15 protein-coding genes are annotated in these 15,967 nt (G+C 50.2%); 7 read left to right on the top strand and 8 right to left on the bottom strand.

What is annotated here, in order from left to right:
* Window positions 1–19: 19 nt before the first annotated feature.
* Window positions 20–658, bottom strand: coding sequence for a class I SAM-dependent methyltransferase (locus Q0499_RS03260; protein ID WP_299196002.1), 639 nt, complete (start codon window positions 656–658; stop codon window positions 20–22).
* Window positions 659–724: 66 nt separating this feature from the next.
* Between Q0499_RS03260 and Q0499_RS03255 the strand changes: the two genes are divergently transcribed.
* Window positions 725–1,159: a thioesterase family protein gene (locus tag Q0499_RS03255; RefSeq protein WP_299196000.1), complete on the top strand. Its 435-nt coding sequence runs from the start codon at window positions 725–727 to the stop codon at window positions 1,157–1,159.
* A 329-nt stretch (window positions 1,160–1,488) separates the two neighbouring features.
* Here the strand turns inward: Q0499_RS03255 and Q0499_RS03250 are convergent, their stop codons facing one another.
* Complete coding sequence (locus tag Q0499_RS03250) at window positions 1,489–1,677, bottom strand: CopG family transcriptional regulator (protein ID WP_299195998.1); 189 nt, start codon at window positions 1,675–1,677, stop codon at window positions 1,489–1,491.
* Between the two features lie 187 nt (window positions 1,678–1,864).
* Here Q0499_RS03250 and dauA point away from each other — a divergent pair, with 187 nt between their 5' ends.
* A complete protein-coding gene (gene dauA, locus Q0499_RS03245) occupies window positions 1,865–3,637 on the top strand; it encodes a C4-dicarboxylic acid transporter DauA (RefSeq protein WP_299195996.1) in 1,773 nt (590 codons plus the stop codon).
* 108 nt (window positions 3,638–3,745) lie between these two features.
* On the opposite strand, the gene dnaB is transcribed toward dauA, so the two are convergent.
* From dnaB to Q0499_RS03215, 6 genes are all read right to left on the bottom strand, one after another.
* A complete protein-coding gene (dnaB, locus tag Q0499_RS03240) occupies window positions 3,746–5,128 on the bottom strand; it encodes a replicative DNA helicase (RefSeq protein ID WP_299195994.1) in 1,383 nt (460 codons plus the stop codon).
* A gap of 139 nt (window positions 5,129–5,267) precedes the next feature.
* Window positions 5,268–5,714 (bottom strand): 50S ribosomal protein L9, encoded by a 447-nt coding sequence (gene rplI / locus Q0499_RS03235; RefSeq protein ID WP_299195993.1) that lies wholly within the window; start codon window positions 5,712–5,714, stop codon window positions 5,268–5,270.
* Between the two features lie 112 nt (window positions 5,715–5,826).
* A complete protein-coding gene (rpsR, locus tag Q0499_RS03230) occupies window positions 5,827–6,054 on the bottom strand; it encodes a 30S ribosomal protein S18 (RefSeq protein WP_299195991.1) in 228 nt (75 codons plus the stop codon).
* A 32-nt stretch (window positions 6,055–6,086) separates the two neighbouring features.
* Window positions 6,087–6,530 carry a 30S ribosomal protein S6 gene (rpsF, locus tag Q0499_RS03225; protein ID WP_299195989.1) on the bottom strand — a complete coding sequence of 148 codons (444 nt, stop codon included), beginning with the start codon at window positions 6,528–6,530 and terminating at the stop codon, window positions 6,087–6,089.
* A 143-nt stretch (window positions 6,531–6,673) separates the two neighbouring features.
* Window positions 6,674–7,150 carry a hypothetical protein gene (locus Q0499_RS03220; protein ID WP_299195987.1) on the bottom strand — a complete coding sequence of 159 codons (477 nt, stop codon included), beginning with the start codon at window positions 7,148–7,150 and terminating at the stop codon, window positions 6,674–6,676.
* A 137-nt stretch (window positions 7,151–7,287) separates the two neighbouring features.
* Window positions 7,288–8,232: a helix-turn-helix domain-containing protein gene (locus Q0499_RS03215; protein ID WP_299195985.1), complete on the bottom strand. Its 945-nt coding sequence runs from the start codon at window positions 8,230–8,232 to the stop codon at window positions 7,288–7,290.
* Between the two features lie 129 nt (window positions 8,233–8,361).
* Between Q0499_RS03215 and Q0499_RS03210 the strand changes: the two genes are divergently transcribed.
* The 5 genes from Q0499_RS03210 (at window position 8,362) to Q0499_RS03190 (ending at window position 15,772) form a co-directional block, all read left to right on the top strand.
* The gene (locus tag Q0499_RS03210) at window positions 8,362–8,928 is read left to right on the top strand and encodes a cysteine hydrolase family protein (RefSeq protein ID WP_299195982.1); all 567 of its coding nucleotides are present in this window, start codon (window positions 8,362–8,364) and stop codon (window positions 8,926–8,928) included.
* 103 nt (window positions 8,929–9,031) lie between these two features.
* Complete coding sequence (locus tag Q0499_RS03205) at window positions 9,032–11,980, top strand: hypothetical protein (RefSeq protein ID WP_299195980.1); 2,949 nt, start codon at window positions 9,032–9,034, stop codon at window positions 11,978–11,980.
* Window positions 11,980–13,509: a hypothetical protein gene (locus tag Q0499_RS03200; RefSeq protein WP_299195977.1), complete on the top strand. Its 1,530-nt coding sequence runs from the start codon at window positions 11,980–11,982 to the stop codon at window positions 13,507–13,509. Before Q0499_RS03205 ends, Q0499_RS03200 begins: the two co-directional genes overlap by 1 nt.
* Window positions 13,506–14,336, top strand: a complete 831-nt coding sequence (locus Q0499_RS03195) for a hypothetical protein (RefSeq protein ID WP_299195975.1) — start codon at window positions 13,506–13,508, stop codon at window positions 14,334–14,336. Before Q0499_RS03200 ends, Q0499_RS03195 begins: the two co-directional genes overlap by 4 nt.
* 29 nt (window positions 14,337–14,365) lie before the next feature.
* Window positions 14,366–15,772 (top strand): hypothetical protein, encoded by a 1,407-nt coding sequence (locus tag Q0499_RS03190; RefSeq protein ID WP_299195973.1) that lies wholly within the window; start codon window positions 14,366–14,368, stop codon window positions 15,770–15,772.
* The last annotated feature ends 195 nt before the right edge of the window (window positions 15,773–15,967 follow it).

Below are 15,967 nucleotides of genomic sequence, written 5' to 3'. Positions count from 1 at the left end.
GCCCTACATGCAGGGAGCTTCAGCGCCTTACCCCGATGCCGGTCACCAATTGCCTGACCAGCACAGGAAATGATGCATGTTGATAACGTCTGACCACCTGCAGATCAAAACCTGCCTGTGCAATTATCGCTTCGGTTTGCCGGTTCAGTTGGCACCCTCCAGCACAACGATGCCAAAATGGGTTAAGGCGATGCTGCCAGCGCTGCACCGCTTCAGTATCTGATAACACATGTTCAAAGAAAAGTAGTTGGCCGCCTGGTTTTAGCACCCGTGAAATCTCTTCTAATGCCCGATCAGGCTTCGGCACAGAACATAGCACAAGAAAGCAGACAACCGTATCGACACTGTTATCCGCCAGAGGGATATCCATCGCATCGGCAATCACTAACTCAACCTTATCCCGCTGCGCGTCAGGCAGACAAGACAATACCTTGCGGGCTCTGTGCATTACACCCACATCAGGCTCCAGGGCAACAACGCTGGTCACATCATCCTGATAACACTGAAAGCTGGTACCGGTACCTGCCCCCACCTCCAGAACAACCCCTTTTGCCTGCGATAGCAGTTGATCACGTTCCGTGGCTACCACTTTTGATACCCGATCCAGCAACCAGGGAAACACCCAGCGATAATAGGGGTTGAATCCGCGTAGACTCATCACTCTGCTTCCACTATTCTGTGTATTGTAATCAATACTTTATTCTGTTTTTCAGGAGTTTTACCCATGGCACGTATCAAAATTGATATGCCGGAAAACTATAGTTTTAGCACCGAAATGCCTATTCGAATCAGTGATATTAACTATGGTGGCCATCTCAGCAACGATGCTGTTCTGACATTTGTACATGAAGCCCGTCTGCGTTACCTCAACTCTTTTAACTACACCGAAATGGATATTGAGGGCGCCAGTCTCATTATGACTGACTCTGCCATTGTATATAAGGCTGAGGGGTTTTATGGAGACCAGGTACAGATTGACGTAGCGGTCGGTGATTTTAATAAATATGGCTGCGATATCTATTATCTGCTGAGTAATAAGAAAACAGCCGTAGAGATTGCTCATGTTAAGACCGGCATCGTCTTCTTCGACTACAACGAAAGAAAGGTGATCACCGTACCAGAAGGGTTTAAAAGTCAGATCATAAAGATTGCCGACTAACGAGGCTTAGCCACCCGTGAGGATTCATTCAGCTATTAGCTAAACACATTTTAAGTGTTCAAAAAATACTCAAATATACAGTGATAACTGATTGAAAATCATACAGAAAAAAACCAGAAAACGGTGACTGAACGGATTTTAACCCACCGCCACAAAGCCCCGTACAATGGGGCTTTCAAGTAGTTATCCAAGAGTTACGCACAGCTTTGTGGCACTGTTTCTGTTTATAACTAGTCGCTCAATACCGCAGTTCTTGTCACAGTCACTATCACTGCCACTACCAGAACAAACAAGCTTACAGGGATATCAATATCAGTGAGGCCGAGGCATTAATCCGACTTTTCACCACTGAACACCTCATCACGCCACTCAGGCCCAAGCTTTTCTTCAATGTACTCACGGATAAATTTTCTCACCATCTGTGAAGCGGTGACATCTTCAGCACTGCATAACTTCTCAAAAGTTGCCTTCTTCTTAGGGTCAATCAGTAGTGTCAAACGTGCAGTTCTCTGCTCCATTGCGGTACCTTACTTAAGTTTATGTTAATCATATTAACATTGATTTAGACCATGATGAACATGTAATGTAACACTGTATTGATAACTATAACCTTAAGATTTCTCCGATAAGGTTAAAAACACGCCTGCACTAATAGCCTGGCGATGATTTTCACATTGTCCTCGTCCTAACCCAGAGTGATTAACCATGTCACAACGATTGCATTTACACAGCCTTCAACTGTTCAGCGCCCTGCGCGAAACGTTTAAAGAGGGTTATAGTGCGGCTAAACTTTATCGCGATATCATGGCCGGTATCACCGTCGGCATTATCGCTATCCCCTTGTCGATGGCCCTGGCAATCGCCAGTGGTGTGCCTCCTCAATACGGGCTTTATACTGCCATTATTGCCGGAATTCTGATCCCACTAACCGGCGGATCACGCTACAGTATCTCCGGACCAACCGCAGCGTTCGTGGTTATTCTATTTCCTGTAGCCCAACAGTTCGGCCTGAGCGGACTGCTAATCGCCTCGCTGATGGCAGGCGTCATGCTGATTGGTATGGCGCTTACCCGCCTCGGGCGGCTGATTGAGTATATCCCTGAACCGGTGACGCTGGGCTTTACTTCAGGTATTGCGGTGGTGATTGCAACCCTGCAGATGAAAGACTTTCTCGGTCTGCAGCTGGAGGAGATGCCGGAAAAATACATCGATAAAATCTTAGCCCTCAGTCATGCGCTTCCCAGCTATCTCCTCCCGGAGGTTGCAATAGGCGCGCTCACCCTCGCTGTACTGATTGTATGGCCCCGCTTGCGAGTGCCAGTGCCCGGCCACCTGCCCGCAGTGGCGACCGGCGTCATTCTCTCTCTGCTGCTAACAACCTTCGGCTTTGATGTCGACACCATCGGTTCACGTTTTCATTATCTGTTGCCTGATGGCACCTCCGGTCAGGGCATCCCTCCGGTACTACCGGAGTTCAACTGGCCATGGTTACAGCCAGGCCCGGACGGCAATCCGATAGAGTGGGATTTCCACAAGCTGGCCCAGCTGGTACCTATCGCGTTCTCCATTGCGATGCTGGGAGCGATTGAATCTCTGTTATGTGCAGTCGTGCTGGATAGCATGAGCGGCAAACGGCACCACTCCAATGTTGAGCTACTGGGCCAGGGCGTTGGTAATCTTGTAGCCCCCTGGTTTGGCGGCATTACTGCAACCGCTGCACTTGCACGCTCAGCGGCAAACTACCGGGCAGGCGCACAATCGCCCATTGCCGCAGTTATCCATGGTTTGGTAGTCCTTGCCAGCCTGCTGATCCTGGCCCCGTGGCTGGCCTATATTCCGATGGCGTCAATGGCGGCGATGCTGCTGATGGTTGCCTGGAATATGAGCGAGGCACCGAAGGTAATGGAGCTGTTAAAAAAAGCCCCAACCGGCGACATCCTGGTACTGCTAACCTGCTTTTCACTCACCGTTCTGATCGATATGGTGGTGGCAATCTCCTTCGGTATTGTGCTGGCATCACTGCTGTTCATGCGCGATATCGCCCAGATGACCAAGGTCACCGACGTCAGCGACAGCCGTAAACAGGTTCCCGAGGCTCTGCCTGCAGAGTGGGGGGTCTATAAGATTAGCGGCCCGCTGTTTTTTGCCGCGGCCGACCGGATTTTCTCAGAGATTTCGTTCATCTCAGCAGAGAAACGTTGCGTTATTCTTTACATGGATGCCGTGCCGATTCTGGATGCCGGCGGGTTATCAGCCCTCAATCACTTCCTCGATGATAAATTCAAAAAGGGAAGTTTTGTGATCGTTGCCGACCTGCAGTTTCAGCCGCTGAAGAATGTCGCTAAAGCAGGCCTGAGGCCCATTGAACAGAAGCTAGCCTTTACGCCAACGCTGGCTGAGGCGCTTGAAATAGCCGGTTCTAAAGCGATAGCCAGTACTGCGAAAGACGGACAAGCCACACCGATTCCCGCCCAGTAAAGACTTTAATAAAGCCTCAACACTCGTCTCCAAGCAAAAAAACCGCCTGATGTGGCGGTTTTTTTTATCTGCGATTTCTGGGTCTAAACCCGAACCGATAACTCAGACTTATTCATAGTCCTGGTAGGACATCGGCGCAAGGTTTTCAAACTTGGTGAACTGACCGATAAAGGCCAGACGGTTGCTACCTATCGGGCCATTACGCTGCTTACCAATGATAATCTCAGCAATGCCCTTATCCGGAGAGTCTTCGTTATAAACCTCATCCCGGTAGATAAACATGATCACATCGGCATCCTGCTCGATCGCACCGGATTCCCGCAGGTCGGAGTTTACCGGGCGCTTGTTCGGCCGCTGCTCCAGCGCACGGTTAAGCTGCGACAGGGCGATAACCGGACATTCCAGCTCTTTCGCCAGCGCTTTGAGCGAGCGGGAGATCTCAGAGATCTCCGCCGTACGGCCTTCACTATTACCGCCCTTTATCTGCATCAGCTGAAGGTAATCCACCATGATCATAGCAATATCACCATGTTCCCGAACGATACGTCGGGCTCGGTTGCGCATCTCTGTCGGGCTGATACCGGCCGTATCATCAATAAACAGCGGTTTATCTCTGAGCATATTGACGGCAGTGGTCAGACGGGGCCAGTCGTCCTCTTCCAGCTTACCGGAACGCACCCGGGTCTGGTTGATCCGTCCAAGAGAGGAGAGCATACGCGTGACCAGCTGATCGGCAGGCATCTCGAGACTGAATACCAGTACCGGTTTATCCTGTGCCATTAGCGCATTTTCAACCAGGTTCATGGCAAAAGTGGTTTTACCCATCGATGGACGGGCGGCAACGATAATCAGATCGGAAGGCTGCATGCCGCCGGTCGCTTTATCCAGCTCATCAAAACCGGTGGTGACACCGGTCATCGCACCTTCGGAATTGAACAACTCATCAATCTTATCCACCGCCTTTTTCAGCAGTGGATTGACCCCGACAGGGCCACCCTCATTGGGTCGGTCTTCGGCGATCTGAAAAATCTTCTGTTCCGCTTCACTGAGAATGTCAGCACCCGCACGCCCTTCCGGCATAAAGGCACTTTCAGCAATCTCGTGAGCCACGGTGATCATCTTACGCAGCAACGCCCGGTCACGAACGATCTCTGCATAGGCGCGAATATTCGAGGCACTGGGGGTGTTCCGGGCCAGTTCGACCAGATAATCCAGCCCTCCGGCAGCATCCAGATTCCCGGTGCGGTCCAGCTCTTCAGAGATGGTCACCACATCGATCGGCTGCATGTTGTTAACCAGCTTCTCGATCGTACGGAAGATCAGCCGGTGATCGTGGCGATAGAACTGATCTTCCAGCACAATCTCTGAAACGGCATCCCAGGCATTATTATCCAGCATCAAACCGCCGAGCACCGACTGCTCAGCTTCCTGAGAATGGGGAGGGACTTTTACACCCTCCATATCGGCTGAATTGGGATCCAGATAATCCATAAAACCTTATACCTCGACACACAGGATACCAGTTTAAAAAAATCGACTGGTCTAAAACGAAAAAAGCACTGCGCAGTATAATACTACGCAGTGCTTCTTAACTCACCCTGATCTGAAAATTTCAGATCAAAAGCAATGCTTACTCGCCAACAACAACGATGCCAACAGTAGCAGTCACTTCAGGGTGCAGCTGAATAGCAACTTCGAACTCACCAGTAGTACGCAGAGCGCCTTCTGGCAGACGAACTTCATGCTTAGCCACTTCGATACCAGAAGCTGTGATCGCATCAGCGATATCAGCAGTACCGATAGAACCGAACAGTTTGCCTTCTTCGCCAGCTTTGGCAACGATAGACAGTTCGATTTCGTTCAGCTGTGCCGCACGTGCCTGAGCAGAGTTCAACTTCTCAGATGCAGCAGATTCCAGTTCAGCACGACGTGCTTCAAATGCTTCCAGGTTAGTCGCAGTAGCAGGAACCGCCTTCCCAAAAGGAAGCAGGTAGTTACGACCGTAACCACGCTTAACGGTTACCTTGTCACCCAGGCTACCCAGTTTGCCAATTTTCTCGAGCAGGATAACTTCCATCTCGCAAACCTCTATTTTTACTCTCGCCTATCGATGTATAACACCGGCAGACTGAAACTTGTTTAATCACCTGCTTACCTATCGTGAAATAGGTGCAGCAGGTTAACCGTTATTACTGGTGGCTGTCAGTGTATGGCAGCAGTGCAACGTAACGAGCACGCTTGATAGCAGTCGCCAGCTGACGCTGGTAACGAGCTTTAGTACCAGTGATACGGCTAGGAACGATTTTACCGGTTTCAGTAATGTAACCTTTCAGGGTATCCAGATCTTTGTAATCGATCTCAACAACACCTTCAGCGGTAAAACGGCAGAATTTTCTACGACGGAAAAAACGAGCCATGGTATATCTCCTCTAAATATGGGTTAAACCGATTACTCGGCAGCAGCTTCTTCAGCAGCTGGCGCTTCAGCAGCAGGAGTTTCTGTAGCAGGCGCTTCAGTCACTTCAGCAGGCTTTTCAGAACGTTCTTCGCGACGTGGACGACGCTCTTCACGGCCTTCAGCAGCTTTAATAGGAGACACATCAGTAACCGCAGCTTTACGACGTACAACCATGTTACGGATAACCGCATCGTTGTAACGGAAAATGTTGGTTAGCTCGTCCAGAGTTTCCTGAGCACATTCAACGTTCATCAGAACGTAGTGAGCTTTATGGATTTTGTTGATTGGGTAAGCCAGGTGACGACGGCCCCAATCTTCCAGACGGTGAATTTTACCTTCAGATTCTTCAATTAGCTTGGTGTAACGTTCAACCATAGCTGGAACCTGTTCACTCTGATTCGGGTGAACCAGAAAAACGATTTCGTAATGACGCATTAATTGCTCCTTACGGTTTATACAGCCTTCAGCCGCATCGAAAAACGGTAGAAAGCAAGGAGTTAGAGTTAGTTTCCTCTATGGCATAGCCAACGGGAGGCGAAATTATACGCGAAGACAGACAAAACACAAACAAATCTATCTTATTTTGCAGCAGACACCGTCTGACTCATTTTAGCGCAGAACAATTGCTTGGTATGTTTATCAGGGTCTTTGCGAATTTCAGCCCAGCAGCTGTTGGTATCTTCAAACCGGGTAAACTGCAGACCATCACGCAGATCGATCAGATACACCTTGTCGTAGAAATCATGGTCATTCCATTCACTGACCTTCATACGGGTTTGAATACAGGTATAACGGGGAACGATGTTCACGCCGGTTTTCTGCGCCCGGATATAGTGACGGTAGTAGTTTTTACCCCGCTCAGTGCCACGTATCTGATAATGTACAAAATCACGGCACTGCTCCAGTTCCGTTACCCGCTTATCTTCCAGCAATACCGCTTTACTGATCGGCGTGCCTTTATAGGTAAACTCACCGAGAAGATAGATCTCCGATGAGTCAGCAAACGTCAGTTGAGAAACCAACAGCAAACCCAGTAAAACTCCCTTATATAACATCGCTATCCTCCTGATATGCAGGGATACATTTCGTACATCTGACTATGTACACACTCAATGAATATCGCAGGCTAACGTATCTGGCCGATTTATTCGACCTTCAACAACCAGACTATCTGCCGTTTTAAGCATCTGCATCAGGTTTCAGCACTAAAACGTCGCCGAAACTCGCGCGGCGTCAGCCCGATAATTTTAATAAACACTTTTCTGAAGGCACTGACATCGTCGTATCCGCTATTCAGCGAGATCGCCTCAATACTCTCCGTTGAGCCTTCCAGCGCTTCGCAGGCTTTACTGATACGCAACTGCTGGATGTACTCTTTTGGTTTATACCCGGTTGCGCGGACAAAACGGCGCAGAAAGGTCCGCTCGGTCAGGTGACAGTCTTCCGCCAGTTGCTTCACCGTCACGCTGGTGTGGCTATGACTTTGTAAATAGTGCTGACTCTTCAGAACAGCCCGGTCGCCATGATCAAATGGTGGCATAAAGCAGCGATAGTAACGTTGCTGACGGGGGGCGGTATCAACCACGAGGTGCTTGCCTAACTGGCGCATCAGTGCCGGACTGCCGAACTGTGCCACCAACTCCAGTCCTAGATCCAGCCAGGCCATCAGGCCACCCGCAGTAATCAGATCCCCATCATTAATCAGTATTTTACTGTCATCCACTCTGATGTCGGGAAATCGCTGGGCCAGTTGCTCAGCCAGCATCCAGTGGGTCGTCGCCGCTCGCTGATTCAACAGGCCCGTCTGCGCCAGAATAAAAGCCCCGGCACAGACAGAACAGAGCAACACGCCTGAAGCATGCATCGCCTTCAGCCATTCACTCAGAATCGGTTGTTCGTCGGTATAGAAACTACCAACAATGCAAGGGGGCAAAATAATCACTTGCGGAACATCGGTTATAACGGGCGCTGACAGATCGGCTAACTCCCCACTCGACAACACCCGGATCTCAAAATGCACTCCCTCTGGCCGCTCCAGACTCAAACGATTGGCCATGCCAAACAGCTCAGATAACCCTTCGATGGCGGATTTCATCCCCCCGGGATAGTCGATAACCGCAATGTTGATTGTTTTCATAAACACCGACGCTATATATTACTTATATGTCACTTATTGCTCTTAATATGTCAAAAACGACTCCAGTATAGAGAACTGAGTCAGCGGATAATAGCCATATCAACCAATACTACTGATAGAGGTATCGCTATGACACAGGTTCAGCCGAATACAGCACTGCTGTTAATCGATTTTCAGAATGACTATTTTCCGGGCGGTAAATGGGAACTGAATAACACTCAGCGTGCTGCGGATAACGGCGCAAAACTACTGGCCGCTTTTCGTGAAAAACAGATGCTGGTTATCCATGTACGCCATGAATTTAAAACCGATGAGGCTCCCTTCTTTAAGCCCGGATCGCAAGGTGCACAGATTCACAGCACCGTTGCCGCGGTAAACGATGAACCGGTTATTTTGAAACACTCAGCAAACAGTTTTAAAGAGACCAACCTGAAACAGGTTCTCGAGACCTTAAACATTGAAAATCTGATCGTGGCCGGGGCGATGAGCCATCTGTGTATCGATGCTGGCGTTCGTGCCGCAGCCGATCTGGGCTACAACGTCACCGTCGCTCAGGATGCCTGCGCCACAAGAGATCAGGCATTCAACGGCATCACCGTCCCCGCCGAGCAGGTACACGCTTCATTTATGGCGGCGCTGGGATTTGCCTATGCCCGGATTGATAGCACTGAAACACTGCTAAATGAAATAAAGTGACTTTTTGTTTGATACAGGTCGCTGGTTTGCGCCCTGACTGACATGAAAAGTGCGGCTATCCGGGGTATTATTTTCCTCCCACGGATGGCCATTAAGTAATTACATGTTTAAAAAAACACTCTTATTCGTCGCTGTTATCAGCTCCCTGATCTTCATCGCAGTAACGATCAATCCCGATAAGCGCCCCTCATCGTTCAGTCCGGAAACAGCAAACGCCACTCCGCCTGAAAAAGTCAAAAAATCTGGCCTACACAGTTACACACCCCACCCCGCTGACGCTTACAAAGAGCCTTATGCCCCACTTTCGAATGGCAGAAACGCCATGACCCAGGCGGCCTTTGAGGGTGATCGTGAGCGTCTCGAACAGCTTTACCTACAGACAACACCACACAACTTCAGTAAGCCTGACAGTAACGGCGACAATGCACTGGTCGCGGCCGTTGCTGGCGGTCAGCACTCATTAGCAAGTGACCTGATAGAACGTGGCGCACTGATCGATCATGAGGCGTTTAAGCGTTTATCGGCAACACTAAAACCCGACGATACAGACGAAATGGTCTGGTGGTTAAGAAACAACCTGCCCTTCGCCGATCCACAAATATTGCAAGCCGCCTACGACCCTTCCGATAGTTCTCAGACAAGTGAGATTCTTGCTGCCGGATATCGCCCGACCCAGGCAGAGGCCACCAACATGCTGCAGGAATATCTCAGTGGTGATGCCCTCTTCCAACTCTATAGCCTCTACCCTGAACAGTTCTCGCAAGAAAATGTCGAAAATCTGCTCAACCCCATCGACTTTGCCAGCGCGTCACCCCGCCAGCGCCTGTTAACCGAAGCGCTGTTCTCGTCTGTTCGCTATACAGAGGACGATAGCTGGGACTTTTTCGACATGCTGAAAAAACTGCCCTACGATCTGGTTATTACCCATCCGGACTATGCCATATTCGGCCCAGGATACGTTGACCAGTATTGCGATTCTGATGACCCGACAGCCGTCGTACTTTTCGATCAGGGCATCCCCTGCGCCAGTGAGAACCCTTTTGGTGAGGCGGTGGGTGAATACAACTATGCACTGGTGCAGCGTTACATTGATAGCGGGATAAATCCCCAGACAGCTCTGTACTATGGCATCACGGTGATGGAAAGGATGCTGGAACATACCTCAGATGAGCACCTTGAAATGGCCAAATTGCTGATCGATAACGGCGCGGCCACTCAGGAACAGATCAACCGTTTTTACACTATGGCCTATTCATTGGGCAGCCGGTTCAACCACTATTTGCCCTACCCTAACCTGCCACTCAAGCTGGCAGCCTCGCCTCAGGACGATCTCTATGTTCTGTTGTATTCAAACACAGAAAAACGCTACCAGCTGTCCCGACAAGACACCACCGGCACCATTCTCTGGGAGCAGACGTTAGATCAGGAACGATTTTTTAATATTCTCGATAATCCCGCAGGGCTGTACTTCAACAACGGTAAACTGCTCTTAGCGCAAAATCGTTTTCTTGATGGTCGACAGAAGACCCGGCTAACGCTATTCAGTGAGCATGGAGAGCCACTGCAGCAAACCGATATTCTGGGTGTATTCGAATCACTGGTGATACATTCCGAAGGCTATGCATTGACCACCAGCCGAACAACCGTTGCATACGATAATTCACTCACCCCGGTGGGCAATATCGCCACTCGTCCTGAGGCTTTTGTTCCCGCGGTGCCCGTTGCAACCGTCGGCAAAAAAACCTTCCACCGTTTTTTCACTTACGATCTACAAAAACAGGACTACTATCCTGACCGGACGATGATCCTCTTCCGCCCGGAAATATATCTCTCCTCATCCGAACCACCCCGCTTAGTTTCACGTTATCTTGCATCGATCCTGAGCACCGATGGCGAGATGTCAAATACCGCGTTAATTGGCAGCGGAGATCTGCCACCGATCGACTATGCGGTCAGCGACAGTCATGCGTATATCATCCTTGCGGGCCCTGAACAGGTCGTGATTCAAAAACGTTCAGATAACTTCGAGATCAAAACCTTCCACTACCTGGACCTGGACCAATCTCCCTTCAGCACCACCGTTGACAGCATGTCCTGCGATACCGCTGGCTGCACTATTCTGGGCGAGGCCGATAACATGCTGGCACTGATCCGCACAATCCCTGGCACCGGTCAGAAGACGTTTTCGACCACTAATATCCGCCATGAAACAGAGGATAGGCCAGGCTGGCTAGTAGCACGCAATGGAGAGCAGGACTTTGTGTCAGGCACCCATCAACTCCTGTTCAAAGAAGCTCAGCCATTTGCCAAAGGCGATACCATTCTGCTGGATCACACAGAGGGTCTGCTATCCGGCGCGGAGGGCAAACTCTATGCCTACGGTACTCACGGGATGGATGCCGCCTATGAAGTGCTGGATAGCAATGGCGATCTGCTGGGTCATTATCAACTCGATTTTGGCTATGTCCGGTCGACAATCAATGCGATGCAGCAACTGCCGGACGGCACACTGCTGGTAACAGGGCACCTCAACCAGTACAACGACTTTTTCCGGACCTTTGCCGCCTTGCTATCGCCACAGGGAGAACAGATCTGGAGCCGGATATATCACGATATGGACAGCATGCAGGGTCTGTTAACCGACCCCACTCATCATCTGTTCTACACCATTGACAGCGAAGAGACCCTTGCCAAACTATCCCTTCAGGATGGCAGTCTCATCAGTCAGCTGAAAAGTATTCCAGGACTGGAGCGGCTATTGCAAACACCACAAGGCCGCATCATCGGTCTCGGCAGACAGGAACAACGCTACGGTAACAGCCAGTACGACAAGATCAATCAACCGGTGCTCTTCTGTCTCTCGCCAGATGAAGCCAGCTTCAGCACCAGCTTAATCGGTGACGCCGGAGACATAATTGCAGCCGCCGCCCCCTGGAAGGACGGACTGGTCGCTGCCTATATAAAGGATGCTGACAGTTCGGCCAACAGTAACGCCGTACTTGCCCGGATTGATGCCGACAGCTGTCAGATATATTTCGATTGGAAACCATGATGCGCACGCTTACCCTTACCGCCATGATCCTGCTCGCCCCCTGCCTTTGGGCAAGCAGCAACACCATTCCTGATAACCTGATGCATCATCTGCGTATGCAGCCGCTGGACGGACTCCAGGCCTATCCCAGCCTGGAGCTGGATACATTGCCATCACGCAACAGCCGGAAATATGTGCCGGGCTGGCAACATCCGCTGCAGAACATTAATCACGTTAGCGCAATAACTGCCGATGATTCCGGTTATTACATTGCCGGCACCACCCTGCATTCGGACGATATCGAGGTCCATTTTGATCGCGGTGCGATCGACGACCTGCTCCGCAGCCCGTCCAGTCATGGCTCAACCGAGATGGACCTGTTTTCCACCAGCACCGGCCGGAAGATCGCCGTAAGCCTGTTTCATCTTGCCCCGGATGGTTCTGTGCTCTGGGTTAACCGGTTTGATAACGACCTGGTGTCTTCGGGCCCCATGGTGCGCCTGCCTGATGGCCGGATTCTGCTGGCGATGAGCCCGTTAATAATTGATGAGGAAAACAGTTTCTCCTCTTTCCTGTTTTACATCTCAGCTGAAGGGCAGATTTTACGTCGCCAGGAGTTTCACAATGAGCTGATTAATTCACTCATGATAACAACCGACGGGCAGGTCATGGCGGGAGTGGTTCGGAGAGAAATACCCCCGGGTAAGGACTACATGACGTTTCGACAGTACGCTTATTTTCTTGATAGGGAAGGCAGCAAACAACGCCAGATCCTTCTGGCAAAGTCCCCGGGTATTGCTCTGGTTTACAAAGCCCTCAGCCTGGCGAAAGAGTACGATGACGCCTTTATTCTGAGTGGGGGTGACTCTGTTTTCATCATCCACAAATCCGGCGACCCCATACAGCAGACCCGGCTAAGCCCCGACCTTGAGTCTTATACAGACTATTATATCAACGCGTTTTACCGGGACGCCGATAAAAACCTGATACTCCTGGGTTTCTATGGTAGGGAAAAGAGCCACATCGCCGAGATACAGCTCAACTACCTGCAAAGTGTGACCATGCCGACCACTCCCGGTCTGGAACTCACACCCGCTTATCAACGCATGATTGACAACCCGTTATTACGGGGCGTTTACAACGATTTACTCCGTGATATGCGCAGGCGTATTAGCGAGCGGGGGACACCCTTCAATGCGGTGCTCACCAACAAAGGCGAACTGATCAATCTGATCGACCCGGAACAGGAGAGCCAACAGCACGGTTTCACCGGCAGCAACGCCCCTGATAGTCTGATCCTGATAGAGCGGTTAAAAAACAACGAACAACAGCAATATTATCTGCTTGATCATGACTTCAACCTTCTGCTGCGGGATAAACAAACAGAACCATTCTGTGAAGATCGCTGCCTGCTGACAGGTTCATCATTGGTATACCTGCAATGGGATAAAGATCTTCCCGGATACCAGCTGCACCAGGGGGAATTTGCAACCACCAGCGAGCTTTCCGGACAACCGGGCCCTGATGATCAGGCTGGGGGAAAAGAGTGAGTAGCCAATGTCAAAAGACAGTAACGCCATTAACACTGCTGATGGTCATATTCCTCTGCGCAACCCTCTGTGGCTGCAGTGAACAAACAGACAACACCAACAACCGGGAAAAGACAAACAACACGCTAACACTGTTTGACGAAACTCAGCCTTTCGACCCCGATAGTTTGAGCATGTCTATCACCGTTCGCGACAATCTGGACAATCCGCAGATCATAGAAGATATCTCCGTGGAACTCTTAACCGAGGGAGGCGCATTTATTCTGCTGCAACAGGCCTATCTGCTCGTCAACGGTGTGCGCTTGTCGCGCTGGGATCAATCCCGGGCATGGTACGGCCAGAAAACCTATTATACCGGCGATGATATTCCAATAAACGAAGAGGGCATTGATGTCAGTCTGGTCTTACCAGGACGCCCACCGGTTAGTCTGGCGCACTTCGACCATCCACCCCACGTAAATCTGCAGGGTATCCATTGGCCAGACAGATTACTCAAAGATCAGTCCCTGACTGTCAGCTGGGAGGGCATTCAGCCGCTTGATCAGATCAGCGTTGCCGAGTCGACACTCGCCGCAGATGAGTTGTTTTCCGGCAGTCTTACCCCCTGGCATATTAAAGCGAAAGGGAGTATCGATCTGCTGAAGCCGTTAATGAAAGCACATAACCGCCATATAGAGATAAGCGGCAGAAAGCCTCTCAGCGCCAGGCTCACCTACGCTAAAGTGGAGTTCAGCACCCAGCTGCCCGGCGAAATACTCAATGGCATTCAACATAGTGAGGCGATGCTTGAACTTTATGTCAACCGGGAATCAAGAGCGGCAGAGTAGCTAATCATCCACTGAGGCATTCATCCAACATGAAACGACAAGGATTGTTTATCATCACACGACTGTTGTTGGCCGGACTCTGGCCTGCATCTGCGACGCTGTATGCTGCGGGTTCCGACCTTGTCATAGCCTGTGAGCACTACCCGGTAACCCGACTGGAACAGATGCGCAAAGCACAAAAGCAGAACAGCTTCGAAATATCCCGGTGCGACGACCCGGGATACAGAGTGGACACCAGCACCAGTGAGATGACTGATGCGGCCACAGCTTTTACCGATATCGTGATGACTGCCTCGTGGCAAACACTGGACATTCAGGCTCTTGAAGCGTTCTTTACGGCAACCGGGTCTGTCCATGGCATGTCACTGTTAGACCAGCCGCGAAAAATCACTTACAACGATGGCAACTGGTCCATCGATCAAGGCCTTGAATTCTCACTCCTGGATATGTATTTAAACCGCGATACTGCCACGCAGCTGGATTATATCTACCAACACTACAACGCTGAGTTAAAACAAAGACTGGATGACAAAAGCTATTTTTTGTTCGCCCTGTTAGCGGGCAAGGACAACCTGACCCAGGACGATTTTCTGATCTGGGACAACCCGCCGCTGATGCCAGCCTTTTTTAAGGTCAACAGTAGCCGCCAGTTTGTTTCGCCGTTTGAAAACAGCCAGTATAAAATATCCCAGCTATTAGACATTCTTGTTGCGACCAGACGTTATCGTCAGATCGAGCGCTACCAACCGATTCTGTTGCAGAACTATCAGGGCAACCCCTACACATTTTTCTTTCTCAGCACTAGTTTCAACTACAGTAAGTCCGGCACAATGAAAGAGATTCAGCAGTTACGCGATACAGGCCTGGATATCTTCCACTATACCGATGACTATCGCGAGCTGAATATTTACCAGGATAGTCTGGCAGCCGCTATTGTTCATGATCTCACTGTTTACGATCTAGAGCAGCGCCGGACAACATATACACTGATACGGGATCTGGCGTCAGGCCTTAACAGCTGCAATGACGACTGCATGATGTTTTATATGGCATTAGCGATCCAGTATCAGGACGGCGCGATGCTGGGAGCACTATTCGACTCACTGCCCCGAACAGACTACAACAACAATGATATCAGCCGTTTAATCTGGCTAACCGCTAAATACAACAATACGTCGGTTATGAAGGCGATGTTTGAAGCATTCAAGCTGCCAGAGTACCGTGACTTTAAAGATGAGCAGGACAAACTGGGGGCGTTGGGTTATGCCCGGGAACACCGGAATAAAGAGATGATCGCTCTTTTAAAAGCGCATGGATACCGATCGAACCCTGTCAGCGATTTCTTCCGTCAGGCAAAACGCGGCTGGTCAGACACCAAAGAAACAGCCGAGGGCGTCGGTTATGTCATTCAGCTATTGATGTTCGGTTATCACTAAAAAAACCCGCAACATCCGGGTTAACACAGGACTAAACAAGCCCCCTGAAACATAAAAACCGCCTCTTTAGGCGGTTTTCTGGTCTGCTGTTTCTAGCAAGGAAAACGCAGTTTTCCGTCTAGCAGCCTGTCGGACTTCCATCCGACGGGTGTGATTTAAGAATACAGTCAGAGACAGGGCCATCAGGAATCATTT

Origin of the sequence: uncultured Amphritea sp., from assembly GCF_937127095.1 — a bacterium.
In the GTDB taxonomy this organism is placed as follows: Bacteria; Pseudomonadota; Gammaproteobacteria; order Pseudomonadales; family Balneatricaceae; genus Amphritea.
Note: the sequence above shows the minus strand (reverse complement) of the source record. Positions and strands in the feature narration are given on the sequence as shown.

What these genes read in the sequence shown, in the direction of transcription:
- dauA (WP_299195996.1), top strand. Translation starts at nt 1,865, where the DNA reads ATGTCACAACGATTGCATTTACACAGCCTTCAACTGTTCAGCGCCCTG.
- Q0499_RS03190 (WP_299195973.1), top strand. Translation starts at nt 14,366, where the DNA reads ATGAAACGACAAGGATTGTTTATCATCACACGACTGTTGTTGGCCGGA.
- Q0499_RS03205 (WP_299195980.1), top strand. Translation starts at nt 9,032, where the DNA reads ATGTTTAAAAAAACACTCTTATTCGTCGCTGTTATCAGCTCCCTGATC.
- Q0499_RS03220 (WP_299195987.1), bottom strand. Translation starts at nt 7,150, where the DNA reads ATGTTATATAAGGGAGTTTTACTGGGTTTGCTGTTGGTTTCTCAACTG.
- Q0499_RS03250 (WP_299195998.1), bottom strand. Translation starts at nt 1,677, where the DNA reads ATGGAGCAGAGAACTGCACGTTTGACACTACTGATTGACCCTAAGAAG.
- rpsR (WP_299195991.1), bottom strand. Translation starts at nt 6,054, where the DNA reads ATGGCTCGTTTTTTCCGTCGTAGAAAATTCTGCCGTTTTACCGCTGAA.
- Q0499_RS03210 (WP_299195982.1), top strand. Translation starts at nt 8,362, where the DNA reads ATGACACAGGTTCAGCCGAATACAGCACTGCTGTTAATCGATTTTCAG.
- Q0499_RS03255 (WP_299196000.1), top strand. Translation starts at nt 725, where the DNA reads ATGGCACGTATCAAAATTGATATGCCGGAAAACTATAGTTTTAGCACC.
- Q0499_RS03260 (WP_299196002.1), bottom strand. Translation starts at nt 658, where the DNA reads ATGAGTCTACGCGGATTCAACCCCTATTATCGCTGGGTGTTTCCCTGG.
- Q0499_RS03215 (WP_299195985.1), bottom strand. Translation starts at nt 8,232, where the DNA reads ATGAAAACAATCAACATTGCGGTTATCGACTATCCCGGGGGGATGAAA.
- rpsF (WP_299195989.1), bottom strand. Translation starts at nt 6,530, where the DNA reads ATGCGTCATTACGAAATCGTTTTTCTGGTTCACCCGAATCAGAGTGAA.
- rplI (WP_299195993.1), bottom strand. Translation starts at nt 5,714, where the DNA reads ATGGAAGTTATCCTGCTCGAGAAAATTGGCAAACTGGGTAGCCTGGGT.
- dnaB (WP_299195994.1), bottom strand. Translation starts at nt 5,128, where the DNA reads ATGGATTATCTGGATCCCAATTCAGCCGATATGGAGGGTGTAAAAGTC.
- Q0499_RS03200 (WP_299195977.1), top strand. Translation starts at nt 11,980, where the DNA reads ATGCGCACGCTTACCCTTACCGCCATGATCCTGCTCGCCCCCTGCCTT.